Below are 26332 nucleotides of genomic sequence, written 5' to 3'. Positions count from 1 at the left end.
GAGAAGGACACCGTGTTTCGCTACGGGGTTCAAGAAGGCTGTTGAGCCAATGTGGCCGGAATTTCTCCCAAGGGACGGGCGCCGAGGAATGGCGCTTCCTCCTCCCCGCCCGGTCGGACCGGGCCCCGCCCTCTCGGGCCGGGCCCCGTGCTCACCGCCTGCGTGCGTCCGTGAGGTCTCCCATCACCGGTCCGCCCAGCAGGGACGGCAGGTCGGCGCGACGGCTGATACGGAGCTTGCGGTACGTGCGCGTCAGGTGCTGCTCGACCGTGCTGACCGTGACGTGCAGACCCTCGGCGATCTCCCGGTTGGAACAGCCGACGGCCGCCATCGCGGCCACGCGGCGCTCCGCCTCGGTGAGGCCGTCACCGTCGTCGGCCGGTGCCGGCAGCGCGCCGGCGCTCTCCACCGCCAGGCCCCTGACCAGTGCCTCGGCGTGGCAGTCGGCGGCCACGATGACCGCGCGGCGCTCGGCCGCCGCGGCACGCCGGAACTCGCCCAGGGTCCGATAGGCGCGGGCCAGATCGGCGAAGGCCAGGGCGAGTTCGTATCGGTCGCCGTCGTCCGACTGGAGCAGTTCGGCCGCCTGGCGCAGCAGCGTCGGCCGGTGCGCGGGGGCGCCGGCTCCGGCCAGGACCCGGCTCGCGATGCCGCGGACCCGGTTGGGCATGACGGGGAACCTGGCCGACTGCTCCTGGAGCATCCGCCTGGCGTCGTCCGGGCGGCCCAGTCCGAGATAGACCTCGGCGACGTCGGTGCGCCACGGGATCAGGCCGGGTGTGTCCATCCCCCATTGGGACAGCTTGGCGCCGCACCGGCGCAGGTCCTCCAGCGCCATGTCCAGGTAGCCGGTGGCGATTCCGAACCGCGCCCGCGCGTAGTGGTAGTGCATGCCGTACCGGGTCTCGAACATCGCCTCCGGAACGCGGTGGTCCAGATAGATCTGCGCCTCGTCGTAGCGGCCCATCGCGGTGGTGGCAAGAACGAGTGTGCTGAGGGGCGCGCCGACGGTCACTCCCCAGCTGATCGCCGGCAGAGTGGCGAGCGCCTCGCTCGCGTACCGCCGGGCGTCGGTCAGGTCGCCCCGGCGCAGGGCTATCTCGGCCCGTACGGCGCCGAGCCTCGCCCGTCTGCCCGGCGTGTGCCGCAGCAGCATCCGGTCCAGGTGCAGATCGCACCAGGCCGTCGCGCGTTCGGCCCGTCCGCTGTAGGCGAGGGTGAGGAGGGCGCTTTCGACGGTCTCGGTGGACAGCTCTTCCGGCCGCGTGCCGTGGAGCACCCGCTGCGCCACGTCGACGGCCTCCTGATGGGGACCTTCACCGAGTACGGCGGCCAGCGCGGACACCGCCTGCAGTCGGCGGTCGGCGCTCACCGAGTGCGTGGGGGGACGTCCGGCACCGGGCTTCGGGCCGAGCACGGCCAGGAACGACGGGTAGGTGTGCCGCAGCCGTCGCCGGGTGATCTGCAGTTCGGTGGCTGTCTCGGGATCGGTCGCCTGCCCGGATCGGGCCAGGTGGCCGAGGACCTCCTGGGCCTGTTCGAAGCGGCCGTGCCAGAGCAGCGCCCGGGCCAGCGTGAGCGCGTCGGCACCGCGCAGACAGCCCTTGCGCATGGCGTCGACGAGTTCGCCGAGCCGGCCGGTGGACACACCGGGGTTGATGCTCCACTCGGCCCGGATCAGGGCGGCGGTGATGCGTGCCCGCCGGAGCGGGTCCACGCAGACGAGCCGGGCCAGCCGGAGGCAGTCCACCGCGCGGTCGGCCGCGGCTCCGCGCAGGGCGTGCGCCGCGGCGTCCTCAAGGGCGGGAAGCGCCCACGGCTCCTGCAGCACGCCGTCGTCGGCCGGCGCACCGGCGTGGAGCAGGTGTCCGGCGATCACCGCGGTGCCGGCGCCGCGCTCGTGGGCGAGGACCGCCGCGCGGGCGTGGAGCCGGGCGAGCTCGTCGGCGTCGATGGCGCCGGCCACCGCCTCGCGGGCCGTCTCGTGCCGGAATCCGTCGGTGGTGAGCAGTCCGCCGGCGATCAGCTCGCGCACCGCCTCCGTGGTCCGCGCCGGACTCAGGTCCAGAAGTCGGTCCAGGTTGTCGGGCCCGCCGAGCACCACGTAGCCGCTCAGCACCCGGATCATCTCCGGGCGGTGGCGGCGCAGGCAGGACAGTACGGCCTCGCGGTAGCGCGGTCCCGCCTCGCCACCGCCCAGGTGGTCGCGGACCAGTGCTTCGACGAGCAGGGGGTTGCCCCCGCTGTAGGCGTGCCAGTCCGTGGCCCGCTCGTCGGCGGTCCCCTTGCCCAGATGCTGGGCCGTCAGCTGCCACACTCCCGTGGCGGAGAGCTGCGTCACCTCGACACGGTGGCAGTTGGGCTGTCGCATCAGGTCGGCGCCGAAGCGGAACCCGGTGTCGCACCCGTGCCCGCCGTGGGTGAACGCGGCGAGCACCCGGGCGCTGTTCAGGCGCCTGGCCAGGTAGGCCAGGCATGTCAGCGAGGCCTGGTCGGCCTGTTCCACGTCGTCGACGGCGATGTACAGCGGGCAGCGTTCGGCCAGTTCCAGGAACACGGTGCAGAGCCCGTGCACGATGTCGTCGTCCGGCTGTCCGCCGGTGTCCCGGCGCTGGGCGGCGCGCACGCCCTCCTCGATGAGTGCCACGGCCCGCGCCCGGTCCCCGGAGTCCAGCGGCGCGTCGTCCACCAGCTGCCGCACCACCCCCAGGGTCAGGTGCCGCTCGTCCTTGGATCCCAGCGCCGACAACGGAAGCATTCCCAGACTCAGGGCGCGATCGGCGAAGTGGTGCACCAGTACGCTCTTGCCCGCCGCCACCGGTCCGTGGACCAGCACGGCACGTCCGTGTCCGTCCCGCGCCTGTTCGGCCAGCGCGGTCAGTAGCGCCAACGGTGCTTCGCGCTCCACCAGTTCCACCGCGAACTCCTCCATGGGTCGGTGCGAAAGAGGGAAATCCGTTCCTCGGCCAGGCCGTAGGTCGCATGCGTGCCACGCCGTCAGCGCATGCGTCTCCGCTTCGCGCCCCCGCCGTCGAACCGCGGGGGCCGGGAGAAGTACCGGTCGCCGTCGAAGGAGTCCCGCGCCGTTCGGTCGCGTGCCCCGTCGAGGGCCTGCGCGGTGGTCGTCATCTCGCCTCATGCCGTCAACACCCGCGGACCGGGCGTTCCGGTCGCCGACGTGACCCATGTTTCACGGCCTGCTCATCGACCGGCTATCAGCGCGCTATCGGTCGCCGCGGGAGGCGGCTGTCCGCCGTGGTGCGGGCGCGTACGGAAGGAATGCGGAACGACCGGCGTCGGGTGGTGGATTCCCGGCGGGAGTCAGCCGCCGACGAGGCGGGGAATCCGGGGGCGTTCGCGGAGAGGGTGTTCCGGGCGGCGTCGGCCCTGCCTTGGGGCGGGGCCCGCCGGCGCGGTGCGGGCGGGCGCGGAACGCGGCCAGGGATCACACGGCCCGGCCGCGTGATCCCTGGCTGTTCCTGGGCCGATGCGTCAGCCGGCCTGGCGCATCGCCTCGACGAGGCTCTTGGGGCGCATGTCGACCCAGTGTTCGTTGACGTAGTCCAGGCACGCCTGCCGGGTCGTACTCGGCAGGGCGACGGTCCAGCCGGCCGGGACCTCTGCGAAATCCGGCCACAATGAATACTGCTCTTCCGCATTGATCAGAACGCGGTATGAGGAATTCTCGTCCTCGAACGGATTACTCATGAGCCGACGCACTCCTTTGTTCCTGCCGAGATTGAGCTGCCCGCATTCTTGTAGCACGGCAAACTCCTGACAACCCCTACATGCCCGTACGCGATGCCGTCTCCCCCCGGCACCGCGTGGCGTTCACCGCACGCTCATCGAGGTGAGGACCGCGTCGACCGCGGCGACGCCCTTGTCCAGGTCGTCGAGACCGACCGTGAGTGCCGGGCGGAACCGTACGGCGCGTGGCCCGCCGGGAAGCAGCAGCACCCGGTGGGAGCGGCGCAGGCGGCCCAGGACCTCGTTGCGCAGCGCCGTGTCCGGCAGGTCGAAGGCCCACATCAGCCCCAGACCGCGGACGTCGCTCACCAGCGCCGGGTGGGCCGCGGCCAGTTCGTCGAGCAGCCGGCCGAGGTGCCGGCCCTTGGTCTCGGCCGCGTCCATCAGGCCGTCCCGCTCGATGATCTCCAGGATCCGGGTGGCCCGCACCATGTCCGCGGTGTTGCCGCCCCAGGTGGATCCGAGCCGGTCCGGCACGGCCAGTGCGCCCTCGGGCACCTCGTCGACCCGGCCGCCCGCCATCAGACCGCACACCTGGGTCTTCTTGCCGAAGGCCACCACGTCCGGTTCGAGCCCGAGCCGCTGGTAGGTCCACGGCGCGCCGGACAGGCCGCAGCCGGTCTGCACCTCGTCGAGCACGAACAGCACGTCGTACCGGTGGCACAGGTCCTGCATGCGCAGCAGGAACTCCCTGCCGAGATGCCGGTCGCCGCCGGCTCCCTGGACGGGCTCGGCGATGAAGCAGGCGATCCGGTCTCCGCGCTCGGCCAGGTGCCGTCGCGCGGCCTCGACCGCCTCTCGTTCGCCGCCGGGCCCGGGCACCGGAACGCGCGGCCACGTCCACGCCGGGTACCGGGCGGTCACCGTGGGCGAGGTGTTCGTCAGACTCAGCGTGTAGCCGCTGCGGCCGTGGAAGGCGCCCTCCATGTGCAGGACTTCGAGGGGGGCGGGGTCGGGTCCCCGTCTCTGCGCGCGCCAGTCGAAGGCCACTTTGAGGGCGTTCTCCACGGCCAGGGCGCCGCCGTCGATGAAGAAGAGGTGCGGCAGCCTCGGGTCGCCCAGGACCCTGCGGAACGCCTCCGTGAACCGCGCGTACTGCACGGTGTAGATGTCGGAGTTGGTCACCTTGTGCAGTGCGGCCCGGGTGAGTTCGGCGAGGAACTCCGGGTCGTCGGCCATGCCGGGGTGGTTCATGCCCAGGGGCAGCGAGCCGTAGAACGTGAGGAGGTCGAGGTACTCCTCACCGCCGCGCGCGTCGACCAGCGTGCTGCCGCGGCTGCGCTCCAGGTCCAGTACGAGGTCGAGGCCGTCCATGAGGACGTGCCGGGACAGTTCCTCCAGGGCGTTGTCCGCCGTGATCTCCATGTCACACCTCGCTACGCCGATAGTGCCGCAGGTCCAGCTCGTCGAGACTGGGCAGTACCGCGTCGGCCCCGGCCAGCTCGGCCGCCCCGGCCGGCTCCCAGGGCACGGCCACGCAGCGGAGACCGGCGGCGCGGGCTGCGCGGACCCCTCTCGGGGAGTCCTCGACGGCCAGCGCGCCGTCGGCCTCCACCCCGGCGCGTTCCAGCGCGAGCAGGTAGAGGTCCGGTTCGGGTTTGTGCCGGTCGGTGTCGTCGCCGGTCACCAGGAAGGCGAAGTGCCGGCGCAGCCCGAGCCGCCGCAGGTGCTCCTCCACCCAGGCGGCCGGGCTGCTGGACACGATCGCGGACGCCTCGGCGGTGCGCAGCAGCCGTTCGACGCCGGGCCGGGCCGGTGCGGTGGCGCACCGGGCGGCCCTGCGCTGTCGCTGCCAGGCCCACTCGTGGTCCCCGACCGGCCGGCCCAGCCGGGTGGCCAGGTCGTCCAGTGCGACCCTGGCTCCGGCCGAGTTGCCCAGCATCCCGGCCCGTGTCCCGGGGGTGAGGGGCACTTCGAGCCGGTCGTAGAGGTCCTGCCAGGCCAGCAGCGCGGCCCGTTCGGTGTCGCACACGACACCGTCGAAGTCCAGCAGCAGGAACGGCTCGGGCATCAGTGGTTCACCGGCCCTCGGTCCCCCGCGGTGAGCAGGGCGCAGTACCGGGCGAGGGCGTCGGTCCAGTGGGGCATGGCGTGGACGAAGGCGGCCGCGCGGGTGCTGTCCAGGCGGGAGTCGCGTGGTCTGCCGCCGACGAAACCGGCTTCGGCCATGGACATCGGCACCGGGTGGGCGGTGCCGAGGCGCTCGGCGAGGGCCATGCCCACCTGGTACCAGCTCGCCCGGCCCCGGTTGGCGATGTGCAGCAGGCCGCGGACGGCCAGTGCGCCGGGCAGCAGCCGTACCAGCGCGGACGCCAGGTCGGGGAGGTAGGTCGGGCTGCTGAACTGGTCGTCGATCAGTCGCGGCCTGCCGCCGTCGAGGAACTCCTGAGCGGCGGCGAGCACCTGGTCCAGACGCGGGTCGGTTCCGCCGTACAGCCAGGACGTGCGGACCACGAGGTGGTCGGGCACGGCCTCGACGATCCGCTCGCCGCCCAGTTTGCTCAGGCCGTACACGCTGACCGGGGCGGGTAGGTCGCTCTCGTTGTACCCGGCCGGCCCGGGTGCCCGGCCGTCGAAGACGTAGTCGCTGGAGATGTAGATCAGCCGGCTGCCGTGGCGTCGGCAGGCTTCCGCGACGTGATGGGTGCCGCCCACGTTGACGCGCAGGGCCGGCGCCGGGTCGCGTTCGCAGGAGTCCACCACCGCGTTCGCGGCGGTGTGCACCACGACGTCGGGCCGGAAGGCGTCGATCGAGTCCCGGACGGCGGTCTCGTCGCCGATGTCGAAGTCGGCGAGGGACACTCCGAGGACGGGCCAGTCGGCGGTCTCCGGCCGCGTCGCGAGCTCCTGGCGCAGTGCGGTGCCCAGCATCCCGTCCGCGCCGGTGAGGTAGACGCGCATCACAGGTGTCCGAACTCGGCGATCAGTTCGGGGACCGAGAGGCCGGAGCTGATCTTCTCGCGGATCACCCGTTCCCTGCTGATGTTCATCTTCGTGTGGGCGAGTACGGTCTCGGCCTCGTCCTGCGGTACGACCGCGATGCCGTTCTCGTCGGCGACCACGATGTCCCCCGGGTTGATCACCTGGCCGTCGATGATCACCGGCACGTTCACCTGGACCGGCTCGGTGCGGTCGTGCACGGCGGTCGGCGAGGGCCTCGGGACGGTGCTGCGGTACCAGACCGGGAAGTCGAGGTCGCGGATCTCGTCGACATCGCGGATGGCTCCGTCGACGATGCCGGCGGCCACACCGATCTGCCGCGAGAGGGTGGACATCAGGCCGCCCCACATCGCGGTGCGGGTGGTGCCGTGGCAGGCGACCACGATCACGTCGCCCGGCTGCGCCTGGGCCAGCACCGGCATGCAGTCGACCAGGTCGTCGATCGAGAGGTTGACGGTGAGGGCCGGTCCGGCGATCTTGTGGTGGTGCTTCACCGGCAGCAGCCCGCCGATCGCGCCGACCCGTCGCCGCGCGTCGGTGACCAGGCAGCTCGGGCTGTACTCGGCGAGGACCGCGCGGAAGCCCTCGACGGTCTCCAGGGGCGGGCGGTTCAGTTCGTTGCGGACAGTTTCCACGATGCTTCTCCCGTCGGTTGGGTGGTGAGGGTGCGGCCCAGGACGTCCGCGCCGATCTGGCGGGCCAGGTGCGCCGCGTCCATGCCGTGTGCGGCGAGCACCTCCGCGTCGGTGCCGCAGCGCGGCACCTCGGTGAGGCCGATGCCGCGGAAGGCGATCCCGTCCCCGGCGCCCGTCTCCAGCAGGTGGCGGGCGATCAGGTCGGCCTGCCCCCCGCTGCCGTACTGGTGCTCGACCACGAAGACGTGCCCGATGCCGGTCAGCAGCTCGCCCAGCCAGGCCGGGTCGATCCGGTTGTGCCAGGGCAGGTCGACCACGGTCAGCTCGATGTCCTGTGCGGCGAGCAGGTCGGCGGCGCCCAGCAGTTGCGCGAGGACCACCGGGCCGGCGCCGAACGCGACCGCCCGGCCGCCGGTACGCAGTACCTGTCCCCGGCCGACCACCAGGGGGGCCGGCGGCAGCGCGGCGAGTTCCTCGGGGACCGGTTGGCTGGAGAGCCTCAGATAGACGCTGTCCGAGGTGGATCGGCAGTGGCTCAGGGCGGCGGCGAGCTGGGCGGGGTGGGACGGTTCCAGGACGGTCAGACCGGGGACGGCGCTCAGCGCCGACACGTCGCGGACCGCCTGGTGCGAGTGACCGGGGCCGGCGGGCAGCAGCCCGGCGAGCGAGCCGACGTAGACCACCGGCCGCCCTTCGGTGGCGTTGTTGTAGATGTGCTCGTTGGGCCGCGCGTGCAGGAAGCAGGAGAAGGAGTGCACGAACGGCCGCAGACCGCCCGCGGCCAGTCCGCCCGCCGTCGAGACCATGTCCTGCTCGGCGATGCCGCACTCGACGAACCGGTCCGGGTGGGCCTCGCGGAACGGGATCAGGCCCGTGTCCAGCACCAGGTCGCCGTCGAGCGCGACGATCCTCGGGTCCTCGTGCGCCGCCTCGGTGAGCAGCCGGCCGTACAGCTCGGGCAGCCGTACCCCGGACGGTTTCACCGGCAGGTCCACGGTGCTCACGACCGGCCGGAGCGGCCGCAGGCCGCGCCCGCGGAGTATCTCGTCGGCGGTGTCGAGCAGCTCCCGGTGGGCGGAGTCGTGGTCCTGCGGGCTCGGGGCGCCGCTGTGGTGGCGGTAGCGCCATTCGCCGGGTGCCATCGAGGTGGCGGCGAACGTGGGGCAGCCGCCGCCCTTCACCGTGTCCGCGATGATCACCACGGGCCGGTCCGGGTGCTCCGCGGCGCGGAGGGCGAAGGCCTGCTCCAGCTGCTTGGGGGTGTGCCCGTCGCACCGCAGCACGCCCCAGCCGGCCGCGGTGAACTTGCCCGCCAGGTCACCGAGGTCGCTGACGTCGGTGACGAAGGTGTCGGACTGGAGGCCGTTGTGGTCGACCACGACGGTGAGCTCGCCCATGCCGTAGCGCGCGGCGCTGGGCAGTGCCTCCCAGTTCTGGCCCTCCTGCAGTTCGCCGTCCCCGGTCATCACCACGACCCGGGAGGTCCGGCCGGCCAGGCGATGGGCGAGGATCAGGCCCTTCGCCTTGGAGATGCCCATGCCCAGGGAACCGGTGTTGAAGGGCATTCCGGGGGTGCCGACGTCGGGGTGTCCGGGCAGTCCGTCGATCCGCCGCAGCCGGTGCAGCAGGTCCTCGTCGAGGTGCCCGAGCGCGATCATCGCGGCGTACAGTCCGGGCGCGTCGTGTCCCTTCGAGGAGAAGTACACGTCTCCGTCGGGTTCGAACGGCCGGTCGAGCTCCTCCAGCAGCAGCCAGCCGACCACGTCGGCGGCGCTGAAGCTGGAACCGATGTGTCCCGAGCCGGCACGCGCGATCATGTAGAGGGTGTTGATCCGGGTCATCGCCCCGAAGGCGAGGGCTCTTTCGTGCGGATCGACGACTTCGTCCAGGACGCGCGCGAATTCCGCGCGCGGTATCCAGGCCAGGGACCTGTCCATGGCTTCTCCTCGTGGAGGGGTCGGTGTCACCAACAGCCGAACCCGCCGTCCACGGCGAGTTCGGTCCCGGTGACATAGCGGCTCAGGTCGGACGCGAGGAACAGCAGCGGGCCGGTCAGATCCTCGGTGCGGGCCATCCGCCGCAGGGGGACGCGGGCGTCGAACTTCGCCCGGAAGACCGGGTCCTGCGCGCCCAGTACGCCGCCCGGCGACAAGGTGTTGACCCGCACCCCGGACGGACCCCACAGTGCCGCGAGGTACCGGGTGAGGGAGGCGACGCCGGCCTTGGACATGCCGTACGCGGGCGGTTTCAGGAACGGCGGTTCCATCGGCAGGTGCTCGTACATCCGGGGGTCGGGTGCGAGGCCGCCGTACATCGAGCCGATGTTGACGATGGATCCGCCGCCGTTGTGGACCATCCTCGACCCGAACACCTGGCACATCCGCAGCGTCCCCTGGGCGTTGACCGCGAGGACGCCGCCGGACACCTCGTCCGGGATGTCCTCGAAGCGCCAGCCGGCGCCGTCGGCCGACGGTGGACTGTCGATGCCGGCGTTGTTGACGAGTACGGTCGGCTCTCCGGCCCGTTCGAGGCAGTCGTCGAGCGCGCGGCGCAGGCTGTCGGTGTCGGTGATGTCCGCGACCAGCGGCAGGAACCGCTTGGGGTCGTGCCCGTCCAGCACCGCCCGGAGCTCCGGCCCGACGGTGTCCCGTACGTCCAGGCCCACCACATCGGCGCCGGCGCCCAGCAGGGCTTCCACCCACACCGCCCCGAGCCGTCCGCAGACGCCGGTGACGACGGCGACCGATCCGGTCAGATCAATCGCGGCCGGCATCGCCGTCCACCAGGTCGTCCAGGGTGATGTCGGCGTCGGCGGCCAGCGGCCGGGAGAGGCGGCGGCCCACGACGTCGGCGAGGCGGTCGGGAGTGAGCCCGTCGCCCGGGGACTTGATCGCCACGTCCTCCAGGGTGAGGCGGTGCCCCGCCGGCAGGTCCCCCTGGGTGACCAGCTTCTTGCCCATCTTGTTCATCGCGGGCCGTTCCGCCGGCAGGACCCGCTTCTCGTCGCTGCCCAGCGAGCGCCGTACCCGGCGCAGTCCGTCGACCAGTTCGGCGATGTCCGCCTGCTCCAGCGAGAACTTGTGGTCGCTGCCGGGCCGGGTGCGGTCGAGGGTGACGTGCTTCTCCACCACCCGGGCGCCGAGAGCGTACGCGGTCCAGGCGGCCCACGGGCCGATGTCGTGCCCGGAGTAGCCGATGACCGTGTCCGGGAACTCGGCCCGGTAGGTGCCCAGCACCGCCAGGTTCAACTCCTCCGGCTCGGTCGGGTACGTCGCCGTGCACTGCAGCAGCGCGAGGTCCGGGTTGATCGGCAGGACGGTGCCGCAGGCGCGCCGCACCGACTCCATGTCGGCGCCGCCGGTGCTCACGATCAGGGGCTTGCCGACCTTCGCCGCGTAGGCGAGGAGCGGTGTGTTCCTGATGTCGCCGGAGGCTATCTTGATCGCCGGCACGCCGAGCTCGGCGAGGAAGTCCACGCTGGCGAAGTCGAAGGCGGTGGCGATGAAGTCCACGCCCAGTTCGGCGGACAGCTGCTGGAGATGGGTGTACTCGTGCGTCCCGAACTCGAGGAACTCGCGGTGCGCTCCGTACGTCGGGCCGTAGCTGTTGCGCCCGGTGTAGGGGGAGTCGTACATCGCCTTGGTGTACAGCGAGCGGTTGTTCCGCTTCTGCAGTTTGACCGCGCTGGCTCCGGCCGCGGCGGCCTGGCGTACCAGCTCCTCCGCCTTGCCCAGGTCACCCTCGTGGTTGTGGCCGATCTCCGCGATCACATAGGCGTCGGTGTCGTCCGAGACGATCCGCTCGTTTACGGTCAGAGCTCTCATGGTTGTCAGGTCCTCTCCAGAAGGTCGGTCACCAGCGAAGCGAACCGGTCCAGACCGAGGTCGATCTTCTCCGGCGTGAGCGAGCTGCAGGACAGTCGCAACTGCCGCACTCCGCCCCCCGCCGCGTAGAAGTGGTGCATCGGCGTCCAGATGACCTTGTGCCGCTTGGCCGAGTAGGCGAGCAGGTCGTCGTCGGCGACGAACGGCACCGTGACGACCAGGAAGAATCCGCCGTCCGGTCGGTTCCAGGTCACCGGCGACGTCGTGGGGAACCGCGCCGCCAGCCCGTCGAGCAGGTGGCGCAGCCGCTGTCCGTACCGCGCGGTGGCGTCCTTGTTCGCCTCGCGCAGTGCGAAATCGCTCTCCAGCAACTTGCCGCCGATGACCGCCTGGGCGATCGGCGGGGTGTTGACCGTGATCATGCTCTTGATCTTCGAGAGCTCGTCGGCGAGGGTGCCGACGGTCTCCCCCGCCCGGACGACCGGTTGATCGGCCACCACGTAGCCGATCCGGGCGCCGGGCAGGGCGGTCTTGGCGTACGAGCCGAGGTAGACGACCCGATGGCCCTCGTCCAGTGACTTGAGCGTCGGTTTCGGGGGCGCGCCGTCGCCGAAGAAGCCGTACGGGTTGTCCTCGATGATCAGGATGTCCAGCTCGGCGGCCAGATCCAGCAGCCGGCGGCGGGTCGGCACATCGAGGCTGAGCCCGGTCGGATTGGCGAAGTCGGGCACCAGGTAGCACGCCCGGGGCCGCAGACCGGCCTCGCGCGCGCCCCGCACCTTGGCCGCCAGGTCGTCCAGGTCGATGCCCCCGGCCCCGCTGTCGACCGGCACCACCGGCATGTCGACCAGGCGGGCCGCACCGGTGATGCCCACATAGGCCGGTGACGTGGCGAGGAGCACGTCGTGCTCGCCGGCGCGCAGCGCGCGCAGCACCAGAACCATGGCCTCCTGGCAGCCGACGGTGACCAGGATCGACTCGGGGTCGACATGGATGTTCTCGTCGGTCGCGAGGTTGCGGGCCACCAGATCCTGGATCACCCCCTTCGTCCTGCCGTACTGGTAGAGCCGGTTGCGGGCCGTCTCGGCGCCCCGGGCCGTGCCGTCGGTGACGTGTTCGGTCCAGGTGCGCAGGTACCGGTGGACGTCCTCGACCGCGAAGCCGCCGGGGTCGGGCCGTCCGGGCGCGAAGGAGATCGCGTCCGGGTACTGGTCGGACACCTCGTTCAGCAGGTTCATCGAGAGCAGCGCCGGATCGGACAGCGACCCGTGCAGCTCGGCCAGGTCCAGCACCGTCCCCGGCCGTGCGGTCGAGGCGTGGGACGCCTCGGTCATGGCTCCTCCCGTTCATTGGTTCCGGGCGCCCAGCGCACGCCGAGCCGCCCGGCCGCGGCCACGTCCGGCACGCCGGCGAGGGCCATCGACACCTCGAGTTCGGTGCGCAGCAGTTCCAGCGCACCGGTCACACCGGGCTCTCCGCCGGAGGCCAGTCCCCACAGGACCGGCCGGCCGAGCAGCACCCCGGAGGCGCCGAGGGCCAGCGCGCGCAGCACGTCCGTGCCGCTGCGCACACCGCTGTCCAGCAGGACCTCGCAGGCGTCCCCGACCTCCTCGCGGATCGCGGGCAGGGCCAGGAGGCTGGGTACGGCGCCGTCCAGTTGCCGGCCGCCGTGGTTGGACACCACCAGGCCGTCCGCGCCGAGGTCCACCGCGCGCCGGGCGTCCGCCGGGTCGAGAACTCCCTTGAGCACCAGGGGCAGTCGCGTCCGCCGGCGCACCTGTTCCAGGTCGGACCAGGACAGGGTGGGGTCGATCACCGCGGCGGCGTGCCCGCCGACGCTCTGCCCGACACCGCGTTGCGCGTCGGCCAGGTTCACCGGTGCGGCGTGTGCCGGCACGGCGAACCCGTTGCGCAGATCGCGCAGCCTCCGGCCCATGAACGGAACGTCCACGGTGATGATCAGGGCGCGGGCGCCGAGGCGTTCGGCCTCGTCGATCAGCCACTCGGTGCGGGCCCGGTCGCGCAGCCAGTACAGCTGGAGGAACAGGTCGCCGTCGGCGCCGGCCAGCTCGTCCAGCGGTCGGCCGGCCAGGGTCGACGCCGTGAAGGGCACGCCGGCCGTGGCCGCCGCGCGGGCCACCGCCGGTTCGCCGGCCGGGTGCACCATCGAGTGGAACGCCATGGGCGCCACCGCGACGGGCATCGACGCGGGGACCCCCAGCAAGGTGGTCGTGGTGTCGGCGGTGTCCACCCCGGACAGGACCCGAGGGACGAGGTGACACCGGTCGAACGCGGTCCGGTTGGCGTTCAGCGTCGTCTCGCCGCCGCTTCCGCCGGCCACGAAGTCGTACACCTCGGGCGACAGCACGGCGCGGGCGCGCTCCTCGACGTCGGCGAGGCTGAGCGGATCCGGCGCCAGGACGCCCGGTCCGCTCGTCACGCCTGGTCCTGTCGTTCGACCGCCTCGTAGAGCTTGCGGATGTTGTTGCTGCCGAACGTGGTCGCGCCGCGACGTTCGATGATCTCCATGAAGTGGGTACGGCGCGGGTGCTCGGACCGGGTGAAGATCTGGAACAGCTCACCGTCGTGGTCCCGGTCGGCGAGCACGTTGTGCCTCCGCAGTTCCTCCACCGCGTAGCCGGACGACCCGAGCCGCTCCTCGAGGTCCTCGTAGTAGGAGTCGGGAGTGGCCAGGAACCGCACGCCGCGGCTGCCGAGGTCGGCCACCGCCTCCACGATGCCCGGCACCGCGAAGGCGAGGTGCTGCACACCGCCGCCGCCGTGCTTCTTCAGGAAGTCGTCGATCTGGCCCGGGACGGCGCCGCTCATGGGCTGCAGCAGGGTCAGCGTCACCAGCGTGTTCGGGCTCTGCACCACCTTGGACTGCATGGCCTGGGCACCGACGTGGATGTCCTCCTCGAACACCACCTGCCAGCCCAGTTCCCGCCGGTAGAACTCGACGGTGCCGTCCAGTTCGCCGGTCTCCAGGCAGACCGCGATGTGGTCGACGCGGAGCAGGTGGCGCCCGGCCGGCTCCGCGGTCTCCGCGGTCGCCTCGGTGGGCACCGGTTCGATGCCGGGCAGCGACCAGGGTTCACCGGCGGTCCGGCTCACGAAGGTGTGCGTCACGTCGCCGAAGGCTTCGAGCGCCGGGCGGTCCGACTCCGCCACCCGCAGCGCGATGTCGCTCACGCCGTCGCCGTGCCGGGCCGTGAACAGGGTGGCGGGGTGGTCGTCGGTGCGGCCCTCCAGGAGCAGGAGGACGACGTCGCGCTGTCCCACCGCCACGGCGGTGAACTCCGGAGTCTCGCCGGCGGCTATGACCTCGAAGCCGTAGCGGTCGACGAACTCGGCCGCACGGGCGTGGGCGTCACCGACGGAAAGTGTGATGTGGTCGATCCCGGCGTCGACGGCGGGCTGATTTCTGGTCTGGGGCGTGAACGACATGAATCCCCCAAGGCTCGGTAATCGGTTTCCACGGCGGGAATCAAGAATTGCCAGTTCCCGGTACCGCGACGGAAAAACGCTACGGACGGGCGGAGAAGAATGTCAATGCGCTCCGCCGCCGACCGCCGAACAGTGCGGAACAGGCCTTCCCGCACTTGGGTGTCGGGGTCTCCGCTATGGGGTTCATAGGGGTTGCGCAGGTCATCGTGACAGGTGAGTATGCGTGCGATCGAAGCTGCGGACAAGGAGCGGTACGTGCTGATTCATCAGGCACTCGACGAGCGCGCGGCTGAATATGGCGGCCACATTGCGCTGATTGACGACAACGGCCCGGTCACCTATTCCCAACTTGTTTCGACGGCCGATTCCTATGCCGCGGCACTCGTCGAGGCAGGGGTGGGACCGGGATGCCTCGTGCCGGTACGCATCACCCGCTCGGCCCGGATGGTGACCCTCCTCCTGGCCGTGCTGAAGACGGGTGCGGCGTACTGCCCCATCGATGTGAAGTGGCCGGACGAGCGGGTACGGGAACTGCTGCGCCTGCTGAGGGCGCCGCTGTTCATCACGGACACCCCGCTCGCCGGCGCTCCGTGCTGGACGCCACCGGCCACGCCCGCACCCGGGCACGGTCCGGTCCCGGCGGACATCGGGCCGGACGACCCGGCCTGTGTCTTCTTCACCTCCGGCAGCACGGGCACCCCCAAGGGGGTGGTGACTCCGCACCGGGCGGTGCTGCGGCTCTTCGACAGCGGCCCTCTGGCGGCCTTCGCCCCCGGGCGGGTGCTGCCGCAGCTCGCCCCGGTCGGGTGGGACGCCTGTGGGCTGGAACTGTGGGGCATGCTGTCCCGGGGCGGCACCGTGGTGCTGCCGGACGACGAGCACCTGCTGCCGGACACCCTGCGCGAGCTGGTCGAACGACACGGCGTGAACACCCTCGTCCTGGTCGCGTCCGTGGTGAACCTGCTGGTCCGGCTGGATCCGGACTGCTTCCGCGGGATCGACCTGATGTTCATCGGCGGTGAACGGCTGGCGCCCGAGCCGGTGCGCACGCTGCTGCTGAGCCACCCGGACACGACCGTCCACAACTGCTACGGCCCGGTGGAGAGTTTCGCCTTCGCCACCATGCACCACATCCGGCCCGAGGACTGCGACCGGCCGCACGGTGTGCCCATCGGGCGGCCGGTGCCGGGCACCGAGGTCCACCTGATCGACGGCGAACTGTGTGTCGCGGGAGCGGGTTTGGCCCAGGGATACCTGCACGACCCGGAACGCACCGCCGAGCGGTTCGTCACGGTCGACGTCCAGGGGGCGCCGACGCGGGTCTACCGCACCGGTGACCGCGCGGAACGCGACGCCGAGGGGGTACTGCACTTCCTGGGACGCGCGGACCGGCAGGTGAAGATCCGCGGCTACCGGGTGGAGCTGGGCGAGGTGGAGAGCCACGCCGCGGACCGCGCCGGCGTGCGCGACTGCGTGGCGGTGGCCCTGCCCGGCCGCGGCGGCGCCCACGAGCGCCTGGCACTGGCCTTCACCGGCGAAGCGGACCCGGACCGGGTGCGTGCGGAACTGCGCGAGCGGCTCCCCGGCCATCTGGTGCCCGATCTGGTACGCCGCCTCGACGAACTCCCCCACAACGCCAACGGCAAGGTCGACCACCGAGCCGTGACCGAACTTCTGCGCGTCCCGGCCCAGGAAAGGGGCAGACGATGACCACGAACACCGATACCACCGATACCGCTTGCGTCGAGACCACCGACAGGATCGTGCGGGACTACCTCACGCTCGTCGACGACAGCATGGTCGCGGTCCTGCCGCACGCCTTGCGCATCGCCGTCGAACTCGGCGTCGCCGACGTGATGGACTTCTCGACCGCACAGCCCGTGGCGATCACCGCGGACCTCATCGACGCCGACCCCGACGCCCTGAGCCGGCTGCTGTCCGCCCTCGCCACGGCCGGGTTCTTCGCCGGCGACCCGGGTACCGGCTTCCGGCTCACCGCTCTCGGCGCGCGGCTGCGCCGCGACGACCCCCGCAGCCTCTCCGCCTCGCTGGTCAACGCCGAGAGCCAGCTGGCCTGGCTGCGCGCCACGGACACCTTCCGTACCGGCGCGGCGTCCTTCGACGGCGGCGACGGCGGCTTCTTCGGGGTCAAGAACACCCGGCGCGGCGCGAACGTCGCGTTCCTGCGCCGGATGCGGGAACGTACCGGCCGGCTGTACCGGCAGGCGGCCGAGGCCGTCGACTGGTCCCGGTCGGAGACCATCCTCGACATCGGCGGCGCCGACGGCTTCCTCCTCGGCGAGATCCTCTCGGTGGCCCCGCACGCGGGCGGCATCCTGTTCGACCGCCCCTCGGTGATCGACGAGGTGAATCTCCGCGGCGGTGTCCCCGGTTGCCGTGCGGTGCCCGGTGACTTCTTCGCCGCCGTGCCCACCGGCGCGGACACCCACCTGCTGTGTAGCGTCCTGCACGACTGGACCGACGAGCAGGCGGTGGACATCCTGCGGTCGAGCCGGCGGGCGCTGGCGGCCGGCGGCCGGCTGCTGGTGATCGAGATGCTGGTGCCGGAGGACGGCACCCAGCACGTCAGCCACTGGAGCGACCTAGGGATGATGGTCCTCACCGGTGGACGGGAGCGCGACCGGGCCGGGTTCACCCGGATCCTGGAGGCGGCCGGCTACCGCACGCACCAGGTCCTGGCCATCCCGGAGTCCCCGTTCTCCGTGATCGAGGCTCGCTGACCGGCGATGGACATCGACCTGCTCGCACCGGACGTCTTCTCCGGATACCGGTACCTCGACCAGCTGGCGGAGCTGCGTACCCGTCCCGGGCTCACCCGGCATCCGGAACCGCACGGTCCTGGGTTCTGGGTGGCCTCCCGCTACGACGACGTCCTGGCGGTCCTGGGTGATCCTGCGACGTTCAGTTCCCGCGCCGGCATCAGGCTCGGCGGGTCCGGAGAGGCGGCCGACCTGGTCGCCGACCGGATGATGGTGGTCAGCGACCCGCCGCGGCACGGCCGCATCCGCCGTGTGGTGGGTGCGCCGTTCACCCCGGCGGCGCTGCGTCTCTGGCACGACCGGATCGTCGCCGGGGTCACCGACCTCGTGGACGAGGTCGTCGGGGCGGACGGCGGCGGGCCGGCGGACGGGTCCCTGGTCCGGGACGCCGTGGGTGATCTGGCCGAGCGACTGCCCAACCAGGTCATCTGCGCCATGATGGACCTGCCCCGGGCCGACTGGCCGTTGATCGGCCGGCTCACCACCGACGGCCTGGACTCCCCCGACCCGATCGACCGGCTGGACGCCAACGCGGAGATCTTCGGCTACTTCGCCGATCTGATCGACCGGCGCCGCGCCCGCCCCGGCGACGACCTGATCAGCGCCCTGCTCGCGGCCGGCGGCGACCTCACCGACGACGAGCTGATCCTCAACTGCAGCGGCGTGCTGACCGGCGCGAGCGAGACCGTCCGGTACTCGGCGGCCGGAGCGCTGCTGGTCTTCGGCGACCGGCCCGATCTGTGGTCGGAGCTGCGCGCGTCGCCGGAACTGCTGCCCACCACCGTCGAGGAGATCCTGCGCTGGACCAGCCCCGGCCTGCACGCGCTGCGCACGGTGACCCGTCCGGTGACGGTCTCCGGCACCGAGCTGCTCCCCGGCGAGCGGGTGACCGCCTGGATCTGCTCGGCCAACCGCGACCCGGCCGTCTTCGCCGACCCGGACGTCTTCCGGCCCGACCGCACGCCCAACCGGCATCTCGCGTTCGGCTGGGGGCCCCATGTCTGTGTCGGGTCCCGGGTCGCCCGGCTGGAACTGACCGCGCTGCTGACCGCGCTCGTCCGGCGGGTGCGCACGATCGCCCCGGCCGGCGAGCCGGTGTGGAGCACCGGCAACTTCATTCATGGACTGACACGTCTGCCGGTGCGGCTGAGCCCGGCGTGAGCCCGTCAAGGAGCTGATGGACGATGGACACCACCGCAGTCGCCGAGATCTGGCAGGAGGTTCTGGGCGTCCCGGTCAAGGACGACGACGACTTCTTCGCCCTGGGCGGTCAGTCGCTGGCCGCCATGGAGGTGGTGGCCGCGGTGCGCCGACGCCTCGGCATCACGGTCCGGGTCAGGGTCCTGCTGGAGCATCCCGTCCTGGCGGACTTCACCGAGCGGCTCGCCGCGGCCGGGGCGGCACCGGGTCGACCCTGAGACGCCGAACCACAGGACGGCGGGAGCGGATTCCTCGCTCCCGCCGTCCTGTGCGTGTGCCCGCCCGGCCCCACCGGTGTCCCGTGGAGGAGCCGCAGGTCGAGGACGCCACCGCCCGGGGCGGATCGGCCCGGAGGCGCCGAGCCGTCCGGGCCGGATCGGCCCGTGGAAGCCGTCGTACGTGCCGGGCCGATCGGCCCGGCACGTACGACACCGCCCGACTCCGATCGGCCCCGGGCCCACGACGTCGCCGCCCCCGCCCGGTACTCGGCGCGGGCGAGCCGGCCGTCCGCGTGGACCGGGCAGGGGCGACGCCGCGTCACGAGCGGACGAGCCGCTCCAGAACTCCGCGCAGGCTCTCCGCCAGCGTGGTCAGATGGGGCTGCTGCAGCATGGTGTGGTGGTCACCGGGGACCGTGTGGAGTTCGAACCCGTCCCGGGCGAGGAGGCGCCACGGACGCGTCTTCGGCCTGCGGGGCTGCTGCCGCGCCGACAGCAGCACCAGGCGGCCGTCGACCGGGCCCGGGCGATGGCGCAGCAGGGCGCGGGTGTTGGCCTCGAAGACCCCTATCCGTTCCCGCATGTCGTCACGGATGCCTTCGGGGACGAGGGCCGCGCGCTCCAGAAGGTCCAGCAGTGCCTCGTCCTGGCGGTCCGGTGACAGGCCCCTCAGCGCGACCCGGTCGTAGGCGGGTGCCGGGACGCCCGCCAGGCCGGCCAGGTCGTGGACGAATCCGCCGAGGAGATCGGCGCGGTCCGGCAGTTCCTTCCCCAGGTACGGCGGCATTCCCGTGTCCAGCATGACGACCAGCGCCACCTGTTCGCCCGCGGCGGTCAGCTGACCGGCCATCTCGGCGGCAACCACACCGCCCAGGGACCAGCCGCCCAGGTGGTAGGGGCCGTGCGGCTGGACGACGCGGATCGCGTCGACGTACTTCGCGGCCAGCGCGGTCAGCGAGGTGGTGACCGGGCCGCCGTCGAGCCCCGGGTCCTCCAGGCCGTACAACGGCTGCTCGGGGTCGATCAGTCGGGCCAGCGGCAGGTACGGCACCACGGATCCGCCGACGGCGTGGACGAGGAAGAGCGGCGGCCGGCCGCCGGTGGGTTTGATCGGCACCAGCGGCGACGGCTGGGGGCGGGTCCGGTGGGACGGTTCGAGCAGCATGGCGGTCATCTCCACGGTCGGAGCCGAGTACAGGTCGCGCATGTCCAGTTCGACGCCGAGCTGTCGCCGGATCTCGGCGCGCAGCCGGGTGAGGTCGAGGGACGTGCCGCCCAGGTCGAAGAAGCTGTCGTGGACGCCGATCCTGTCGATGCCCAGGAGACCGGACCAGACCCGGGCGACGGCGTGCTCGGTGGCGTCGCGCGGTGCGACGAACTCGCCGGCGCGGCTGGGCTCCGGTGCGGGCAGCGCGCCCCGGTCCACCTTGCCGTTGCGGGTCAGCGCGATGCGTTCCACGGACACCAGCGCGGAGGGCACCATGTAGTCGGGCAGGCGGGCCGCCAGGTGGGCGCGGATCCCGCCGAGGTCGCCCGTCTCCCCGGTCACCACATAGCCGACGAGACGGTCGTCCCGGACGGTCACGCACGCGTCGTCGACGCGGGGGTGCGCGGCGAGCACGGCTTCGATCTCGCCGAGTTCGATCCGGAACCCGCGGATCTTGACCTGCTGGTCGATGCGGCCCAGGTACTCCAGGCCGCCGTCGGCACGGCGCCGGGCGAGGTCGCCGGAGCGGTAGAGCCGGGCGCCGGGTGCGCCGCCGAATCGGTCGGCGACGAACCGCCGTGCGCTCAGGTCGGGCCGGTGCAGGTATCCCCAGGACAGACCGGCGCCGCCGACGAGGAGTTCGCCCGGCACGCCGATGGGTGCCGGCTGCCCGGCGCGGTCGACGACCCAGAGCGACAGGTCGGGTATCGGTTCGCCGATGGGGCTCGCGTTGTCCCGCAGGAGTTCCCGGGTCAGCGGGCAGTACGTGACGTGGACCGTGGTCTCGGTGATCCCGTACATGTTGATGAGCCGGGGGTGCTCCTCGCCGTGCCGGTCGAACCAGCGGCGTACCGAGTCGATGTCCAGCGCGTCACCGCCGAAGATCACGTACCGCAGGGAGAGTTCCTCCGGGTGCTCCTCGTCGACGGCGACCAGTTGTCGGAACGCGGCCGGGGTCTGGTTGAGGACCGTGACACCCTCCCGTGCCAGCAGCCGCCGGAAGTCCTCGGGCGAGCGGGTCTGCCAGGCCGGCACCACGACCAGCCGGCCGCCGTGGGCGAGGGCGCCCCACAGTTCCCAGACGGAGAAGTCGAAGGCGAACGAGTGGAACAGGGTCCACACATCGCGCTCGTCGAACCGGTACCAGTCCTGGGTGGCCCGCAGCAGCCGGACGACCTGCGCGTGCGGGACCGTGACGGCCTTGGGTTCCCCGGTCGAGCCCGAGGTGTAGATCAGGTAGGCCAGATCGGCGGCGGTCACGGTCAGGTCCGGCACCGGGAGGTCCCCGTCGGTGTCGGCGTCGAGCGGCAGCGCGGTCGCGGGGACCTCGGTCCCCCGCTGGGTGACCACGACCGACAGGCCCGCGTCGGCGGCCATGAAGGACAGCCGCTGCGCCGGGTGGTCGGGATCCAGCGGTACGTACGCGGCCCCGGCCCGCAGAATGCCCAGGATCCCGACGACGAGGTCGGTGTCCCGGCGTGTGCACAGGCCGACCAGGTCTCCCCGGGTGACGCCTCGGGCGGCCAGCCGGGCGGCCAGTCGCTCGGCGCGCCGGGCGAGCTCGCGGTAGGTCGTCCGTTCCTCGTCGGCGACCACCGCCACCGTGTCGGGGCGCAGCCGGACCTGTTCGGCGAACAGGTCCCACAGGGAGGCGTCGGCCGGGACCTCGCGCCGGGCGGCGCTCCATCGGTGCAGCAGCGCCGCCTCCTCCGGCCCGGGGAGGACGAACTCGCCCACGGTGGCGTCCGGGACCGTCACCGCGTGGGTGAGGACGCGGCCCAGGTGTTCCAGGAGGCGGGTGATCCGGTCGGTGTCGAACAGGTCGGTGGCGTACTCGGCCTGCAGCCTCAGTCCGCCGTCGGCGGTGACGGTGGCGTGCGCGGCCAGGTCGAAGCGGGCGACCGCGCCGGCCACCGGCAGCGGTTCGACGGTGACCGGGCCGAAGGCGGGCGCTGCCGTCGAGCCCTCGTCGGCGTGCAGGGTGAGGCTGATCTGGAAGAGGGGGTTGCGGCCCGGTTCACGGGCCGGGCGCAGCTCCTCGACCAGGGTGCTGAACGGGAGGTCCTGGTGTTCGGTGGCACCCTGGACGGCCAGTTCGCAGCGGCGTGTCAGTTCGCGGAAGGTCGGGTTGCCGGCGACGTCGGCGCGCAGCACGACCGTGTTGGCGAAGTAGCCGACGAGCGGTTCGAGTTCGGGGCGGTTGCGGCCGTAGAACACCGAGCCGATGCCGATGTCGTCCTGCCCGGTGTGCCGGGAGAGCACCACCAGGTACGCGGCCATCAGCACGGACAGCAGTGATCCGCGTTCGGTGTCGGCCAGTCGGCGCAGGGACGCGCCGAGACCGTCCTGGAGGTGGAGTTCCGCGGTGGCTCCGGGGTGTCCGGCGGCGGTGCCGCGCGGGCGGTCGGTCGGGAAGTCCAGCTGCGGCAGCGCGTGGAGCTGTTCGCGCCAGTAGCCGAGCTGTTTGTCCAGCTCGTCGTCGGCGAGCCGGGTGCGCTGCCAGACGGCGTGGTCGGCGGGCTGGATGTCCAGTGCCGGGAGGGTGCCGCCGGGATCGGTGTACAGGGTGGACAGTTCGTCGAGCAGGACGCCGACCGACCATCCGTCGGCGACGATGTGGTGGGCGCACAGCACGAGGACGTGCTCGGTCGGGCCGAGGCGCAGCAGTTCCGTGCGCAGGAGCCGGTCGGCGGCCAGGTCGAACGGGCGGGTGGCGGCCGCGGCGAGTGCCTCCGGCACCTCGTCCGGGTGTGTCGCGGTGACCGTGAGCGGCCAGGACGGCGGTGCGGGATCGGCCACCTGGACGGGTACGCCGTCCGCCGCGACGAACCGGGTGCGCAGGCTCTCGTGGCGGCCGACCAGTCGGCCCAGGGCGTGCGAGAGCCGGTCCACGTCGAGGCGGCCGCGGAGCCGCAGCGCGAGCGGCACGTTGTAGACCGGGGAGGCGGGGTCGAGCTGGTGCAGGAACCACAGGCCTTCCTGCTGGTGCGACAGCGGCAGCCCGGCGGCCCGGGCGGTCGCGGGGATCCGTCGGGTGCCGCCCGGTTCGAGGAGCCGGGTGGCGAGTTCGGCGACGGTGGGCGCCTGGAAGAGGGTCGCCACGCCGAGGTCCGCGCCGAAGGTGGTGCGGATCCTGTTGACGAGGCGGATCGCGAGCAGCGAGTGGCCGCCGAGGGTGAAGAAGCCGTCGTGCACGCCGACCCGCGGTACCTGGAGCACCTCGGCGAACAGGGCGCACAGGGCGCGTTCCCGGTCGTCGCGGGGTGCCACGTGGTCCGTGCCGGAGTCGGCCCGTTCGGGTGCCGGCAGCAGCCGCCGGTCGATCTTGCCGTTCGGGGTGAGCGGCAGCTGCTCGAGCAGGACCAGGGCGGAGGGCACCATGTAGGGCGGCAGCACCGAGGCGGCCGCGGCGCGGATGCCGGGGAGGTCCGGCTTCGGTTCGGCGGGCACCAGGTATCCGACGAGACGCTTGTCCCCGGGCCGGTCCTCGCGGGCGTGGACATGGGCCTGGGCCACGTGCGGGTGGCGGACCAGCACGCTCTCCACCTCGCCGGGTTCGACCCGGAAGCCGCGGATCTTCACCTGGGTGTCGGCCCGGCCGGCGAACTCGAGGGTCCCGTCGGTGCGCCACCGGGCGAGGTCGCCGGTGCGGTACATCCGGGTGCCGGGCTCACCGAACGGGTCGGCGACGAAGCGTTCGGAGCTCTGCCCGGCGCGGCCGGCGTAGCCGCGCGCCAGTCCGGCACCGGCCGCGTAGAGCTCGCCGATCACCCCGACCGGGACCGGCCTCAGCCGGTCGTCGAGGACGTAGACGTCGGTGTTGTCCATGGGTCGGCCCATCGGCACGCTGTCGGGCACCGTGTCCGGGTCGTGCAGGGACATCTGCACCGAGCACATGGTCAGTTCGGTGGGTCCGTACGTGGCGCGGACCCGCAGGCCGGGATGGCGGCGCAGGACCGCGCGGACCGCGGCGGGGCTGATCACGTCGCCGCCGGTCATCACCTCGCGGAGTCCGGCGAAGCAGTCGGGGTCCTCCTCCGCGATGACCTGGAAGAGGCCCGAGACCAGCAGGACGTCGGTGAGGCCGGCGGCCCGGACGACGGCGCCGTCGACATCGCCGACCGGGGCCACGACGACCTCTCCGCCGGAGAGCAGGGGCACCCAGATCTCACAGGTCGACGCGTCGAAGGCGTGCGGTGAGTGCAGCAGGGCGCGGCGGGGGCGTTCGTCCTGCCAGCACCGGTCGCGGGCGAAGGCGAGTACGCCGCGCTGGGTGGTGACGACCCCCTTGGGCGCGCCGGTCGAGCCGGAGGTGTACATGATGTACGCGGCCTGCTCGGGGTGCGCGTCGCCGGTCGGTACGGCGGCGTGGTCGGCCGCCGTGGCCCGGAAGCCGGTCACCGTCAGGGTGTCCACCTCCGTGCCGGTCGCGAGGTCGTGGTCGCGCAGCGCGTCGTCGACGAGGAGCAGGGCCGCCCCGGCCTGGTCCAGCATGTCGTGCAGCCGGTCGACGGGAGCGGTCAGCGGCAGCGGTACGAAGCAGCCGCCGGCCTTGAGCACCGCGAGCATCGACACGACGAGGTCGGCGGAGCGCTGCTGGAGGATCGCGACGCGGGTCTCCCCCGTGACGCCCAGCCGGCCGAGGCGGCCGGCGAGCAGGTCGCTCCGCCGGTCGAGGTCGGCGTAGCTCAGCGTGCCGTCGGCGTCGGACACGGCGGGCGCGGCGGGAGTGCGGGCGGCCTGCCGGGTGAACGCCCGGGCGAGTCCGACCGGTTGTTCCGGTCGGGTCGTGCCGTTCCACTCGTGCAGCAGGGTGTCGCGTTCCCCGGCGCTCAGCAGGTCGATGTCGCCCAGGGCCCGGTCCGGGTCGTCCACCACTTCTTCGAGCAGCCGCACCAGGCGGTGCGCGAACGCGGTGACCGTGTCCCGGTCGAAGAGTTCGGTGCGGTGGACGAGCTGCGCCGACAGTCCGAGGGGCGTTCCGTCCTCGGCGTACCGGTCGGTGAAGCTGACCGAGAGGTCGAAGTGGGCCGCGACGGTCTCGTTCCGCAGCTCCGTCACGGTCAGTCCGTCCAGGGTGTACTGCGCGGCGGCGTTGTTCTGCAGCACCAGCGCGACCTGGAAGAGCGGGTGCCGGTTGAGCGCCCGGCTCGGGTTGAGCGCCTCGACGAGCCGGTCGAAGGGCAGCTCGGGGTGGGCGAGGGCGGCGAGGTCGGTCTCCCGCGCCCGTGCGAGCAGCTGCCGGAACGTCGGGTCCCCGCTCGTGTCCAGCCTCAGCACCAGGGTGTTCACGAAGAACCCGATCAGGTCCTCCAGGTCCTCCTCGGCGCGCCCCGCGTCCATCGTGCCGAGCGGAATGTCGGTGCCGGCGCCCAGCCGGGTCAGCAGGCCCGCGAGGGCCGCGTGCACGACCATGAACAGCGAGGCGTCGGCGTCGCGCGCGAGGTGCAGCAGTCGTGCGTGCAGGGCGGCCGGGAGGTCCAGCAGGACCTCGCCGCCGTCGTCGCCGGAGACCTCGGGCCGGGGCCGGTCCAGGGGCAGGGGCAGCTCGTCGGGAAGGTCGGCGAGCCGTCCGGTCCAGTGGGCGAGGAGATCCTCGCCGTCCGGGCCCTCCAGGAGTTCCCGCTGCCACAGCGCGTAGTCGGCGTACTGAACGGGCAGCGGCTCCCAGTCCGGTGCGGCGCCGGCCCGGCGGGCGGCGTAGGCGGTGCACAGGTCGCGGCCGAGCAGCGCCGTCGACCAGCCGTCGCCGACGATGTGGTGGAGCACGATGTAGAGCGTGTGGGTCCGCTCGTCGGAGCGCAGCAGCCACACCTTCAGCGGCAGGTCCGCCGTCAGGTCGAAGGCGTGCCGGGCCAGCCGGTCCAGGGTCGTGGGCAGTCCGGCCGCCGGGACGTCGAGTTCGGTGAGGAACTCGATGACGTCCACGGTGTCGCGGACCCGCTGCCGCGGCTCGCCGTCGACCTCGGGGAAGACGGTACGGAGGCTCTCGTGCCGGGCCACCAGGTCGCCCAGGGCGGAGCGCAGGGCCTCTCGGTGGAGGGGCCCCTCCAACCGCAGGGCGAGCGGCAGGTTGTAGGTCCAGGATCCGGTGCCGAGGCGGTTGAGGAACCAGAGGCGTTGCTGCGCGAAAGACAACGGGAACACAGATCCTCCTGCGCCTGCGAGACATCGTCGGTCGTCGGCCGCACACGATAGGACGGTTCGTCGTCGAGCAACGTCGCCGCCTGCGAAAAGGCGGTGTCCCAAGGGGTTCCGGCGCCCTCTTTTAGGGGTTGTCGCACAACTTTTCGTCCGCCCATCATGGGCCAGCCCGCCTGGGACCACCGGCACA

18 protein-coding genes are annotated in these 26332 nt (G+C 72.3%); 4 read left to right on the top strand and 14 right to left on the bottom strand.

Annotation, left to right across the window (positions count from 1 at the left end; genetic code table 11):
• Window positions 1–151 precede the first annotated feature (151 nt).
• The 13 genes from IE311_RS04280 to IE311_RS04225 all read right to left on the bottom strand — a co-directional run bounded on the left by IE311_RS04280 (window position 152) and on the right by IE311_RS04225 (window position 14593).
• Window positions 152–2932, bottom strand: coding sequence for a helix-turn-helix transcriptional regulator (locus tag IE311_RS04280; RefSeq protein ID WP_229901714.1), 2781 nt, complete (start codon window positions 2930–2932; stop codon window positions 152–154).
• A 65-nt stretch (window positions 2933–2997) separates the two neighbouring features.
• A complete protein-coding gene (locus IE311_RS37035; protein ID WP_268257170.1) occupies window positions 2998–3129 on the bottom strand; it encodes a hypothetical protein in 132 nt (43 codons plus the stop codon).
• 363 nt (window positions 3130–3492) lie between these two features.
• A complete protein-coding gene (locus IE311_RS04275; RefSeq protein WP_189830163.1) occupies window positions 3493–3708 on the bottom strand; it encodes an MbtH family protein in 216 nt (71 codons plus the stop codon).
• Between the two features lie 123 nt (window positions 3709–3831).
• Window positions 3832–5112, bottom strand: a complete 1281-nt coding sequence (gene lat, locus IE311_RS04270) for an L-lysine 6-transaminase (protein ID WP_189830162.1) — start codon at window positions 5110–5112, stop codon at window positions 3832–3834.
• A 1-nt stretch (window position 5113) separates the two neighbouring features.
• The gene (locus IE311_RS04265; protein WP_189830161.1) at window positions 5114–5758 is read right to left on the bottom strand and encodes an HAD family hydrolase; all 645 of its coding nucleotides are present in this window, start codon (window positions 5756–5758) and stop codon (window positions 5114–5116) included.
• A complete protein-coding gene (gene rfbD, locus IE311_RS04260; protein ID WP_189830160.1) occupies window positions 5758–6648 on the bottom strand; it encodes a dTDP-4-dehydrorhamnose reductase in 891 nt (296 codons plus the stop codon). The genes IE311_RS04265 and rfbD overlap by 1 nt, the downstream gene beginning before the upstream one ends.
• Window positions 6648–7322 (bottom strand): RraA family protein, encoded by a 675-nt coding sequence (locus IE311_RS04255; RefSeq protein WP_189830159.1) that lies wholly within the window; start codon window positions 7320–7322, stop codon window positions 6648–6650. The genes rfbD and IE311_RS04255 overlap by 1 nt, the downstream gene beginning before the upstream one ends.
• Window positions 7298–9259: a transketolase family protein gene (locus tag IE311_RS04250; protein WP_189830158.1), complete on the bottom strand. Its 1962-nt coding sequence runs from the start codon at window positions 9257–9259 to the stop codon at window positions 7298–7300. Before IE311_RS04250 ends, IE311_RS04255 begins: the two co-directional genes overlap by 25 nt.
• 26 nt (window positions 9260–9285) lie before the next feature.
• The gene (locus tag IE311_RS04245) at window positions 9286–10095 is read right to left on the bottom strand and encodes an SDR family oxidoreductase (RefSeq protein ID WP_189830157.1); all 810 of its coding nucleotides are present in this window, start codon (window positions 10093–10095) and stop codon (window positions 9286–9288) included.
• Window positions 10079–11146: an N-acetylneuraminate synthase family protein gene (locus IE311_RS04240; protein WP_189830156.1), complete on the bottom strand. Its 1068-nt coding sequence runs from the start codon at window positions 11144–11146 to the stop codon at window positions 10079–10081. Before IE311_RS04240 ends, IE311_RS04245 begins: the two co-directional genes overlap by 17 nt.
• A gap of 5 nt (window positions 11147–11151) precedes the next feature.
• Entirely contained in the window at window positions 11152–12480 is a 1329-nt protein-coding gene (locus tag IE311_RS04235) for an aminotransferase-like domain-containing protein (protein ID WP_189830155.1), read from the bottom strand.
• Window positions 12477–13586: an alpha-hydroxy acid oxidase gene (locus IE311_RS04230; RefSeq protein WP_189830154.1), complete on the bottom strand. Its 1110-nt coding sequence runs from the start codon at window positions 13584–13586 to the stop codon at window positions 12477–12479. The genes IE311_RS04235 and IE311_RS04230 overlap by 4 nt, the downstream gene beginning before the upstream one ends.
• Window positions 13583–14593, bottom strand: a complete 1011-nt coding sequence (locus IE311_RS04225; RefSeq protein WP_189830153.1) for a VOC family protein — start codon at window positions 14591–14593, stop codon at window positions 13583–13585. The genes IE311_RS04230 and IE311_RS04225 overlap by 4 nt, the downstream gene beginning before the upstream one ends.
• Window positions 14594–14812: 219 nt before the next feature.
• Between IE311_RS04225 and IE311_RS04220 the strand changes: the two genes are divergently transcribed.
• Genes IE311_RS04220 through IE311_RS04205 form a run of 4 tightly spaced genes read left to right on the top strand, consistent with a single transcriptional unit; the run spans window position 14813 to window position 18791 of the window.
• Window positions 14813–16303, top strand: a complete 1491-nt coding sequence (locus IE311_RS04220) for an AMP-binding protein (RefSeq protein WP_189830152.1) — start codon at window positions 14813–14815, stop codon at window positions 16301–16303.
• Window positions 16300–17334 (top strand): methyltransferase, encoded by a 1035-nt coding sequence (locus IE311_RS04215; RefSeq protein ID WP_189830151.1) that lies wholly within the window; start codon window positions 16300–16302, stop codon window positions 17332–17334. The genes IE311_RS04220 and IE311_RS04215 overlap by 4 nt, the downstream gene beginning before the upstream one ends.
• 6 nt (window positions 17335–17340) lie before the next feature.
• Entirely contained in the window at window positions 17341–18534 is a 1194-nt protein-coding gene (locus IE311_RS04210) for a cytochrome P450 (RefSeq protein WP_189830150.1), read from the top strand.
• Window positions 18535–18557: 23 nt separating this feature from the next.
• Window positions 18558–18791, top strand: a complete 234-nt coding sequence (locus tag IE311_RS04205) for a phosphopantetheine-binding protein (protein WP_189830149.1) — start codon at window positions 18558–18560, stop codon at window positions 18789–18791.
• A 319-nt stretch (window positions 18792–19110) separates the two neighbouring features.
• Here the strand turns inward: IE311_RS04205 and IE311_RS04200 are convergent, their stop codons facing one another.
• On the bottom strand, window positions 19111–26145 hold the full coding sequence (locus IE311_RS04200) for an amino acid adenylation domain-containing protein (protein ID WP_189830148.1): 7035 nt from the start codon (window positions 26143–26145) through the stop codon (window positions 19111–19113).
• Window positions 26146–26332: the final 187 nt, after the last annotated feature.

The sequence above is a fragment of the Streptomyces zaomyceticus genome (assembly GCF_014656215.1).
In the GTDB taxonomy this organism is placed as follows: domain Bacteria; phylum Actinomycetota; class Actinomycetes; order Streptomycetales; family Streptomycetaceae; genus Streptomyces; species Streptomyces zaomyceticus.
The sequence above is the reverse complement of the archived record's forward strand: the minus strand, read 5'-3'. Positions and strand labels throughout refer to the sequence as shown.

Coding starts and splice junctions, on each gene's coding strand:
- IE311_RS04215 (WP_189830151.1), top strand. CDS start 16,300: ATGACCACGAACACCGATACCACCGATACCGCTTGCGTCGAGACCACC.
- rfbD (WP_189830160.1), bottom strand. CDS start 6,648: ATGCGCGTCTACCTCACCGGCGCGGACGGGATGCTGGGCACCGCACTG.
- IE311_RS04205 (WP_189830149.1), top strand. CDS start 18,558: ATGGACACCACCGCAGTCGCCGAGATCTGGCAGGAGGTTCTGGGCGTC.
- IE311_RS04240 (WP_189830156.1), bottom strand. CDS start 11,146: ATGAGAGCTCTGACCGTAAACGAGCGGATCGTCTCGGACGACACCGAC.
- IE311_RS37035 (WP_268257170.1), bottom strand. CDS start 3,129: ATGACGACCACCGCGCAGGCCCTCGACGGGGCACGCGACCGAACGGCG.
- IE311_RS04250 (WP_189830158.1), bottom strand. CDS start 9,259: ATGGACAGGTCCCTGGCCTGGATACCGCGCGCGGAATTCGCGCGCGTC.
- IE311_RS04225 (WP_189830153.1), bottom strand. CDS start 14,593: ATGTCGTTCACGCCCCAGACCAGAAATCAGCCCGCCGTCGACGCCGGG.
- IE311_RS04280 (WP_229901714.1), bottom strand. CDS start 2,932: ATGGAGGAGTTCGCGGTGGAACTGGTGGAGCGCGAAGCACCGTTGGCG.
- IE311_RS04235 (WP_189830155.1), bottom strand. CDS start 12,480: ATGACCGAGGCGTCCCACGCCTCGACCGCACGGCCGGGGACGGTGCTG.
- IE311_RS04275 (WP_189830163.1), bottom strand. CDS start 3,708: ATGAGTAATCCGTTCGAGGACGAGAATTCCTCATACCGCGTTCTGATC.
- lat (WP_189830162.1), bottom strand. CDS start 5,112: ATGGAGATCACGGCGGACAACGCCCTGGAGGAACTGTCCCGGCACGTC.
- IE311_RS04265 (WP_189830161.1), bottom strand. CDS start 5,758: ATGCCCGAGCCGTTCCTGCTGCTGGACTTCGACGGTGTCGTGTGCGAC.
- IE311_RS04210 (WP_189830150.1), top strand. CDS start 17,341: ATGGACATCGACCTGCTCGCACCGGACGTCTTCTCCGGATACCGGTAC.
- IE311_RS04245 (WP_189830157.1), bottom strand. CDS start 10,095: ATGCCGGCCGCGATTGATCTGACCGGATCGGTCGCCGTCGTCACCGGC.
- IE311_RS04220 (WP_189830152.1), top strand. CDS start 14,813: ATGCGTGCGATCGAAGCTGCGGACAAGGAGCGGTACGTGCTGATTCAT.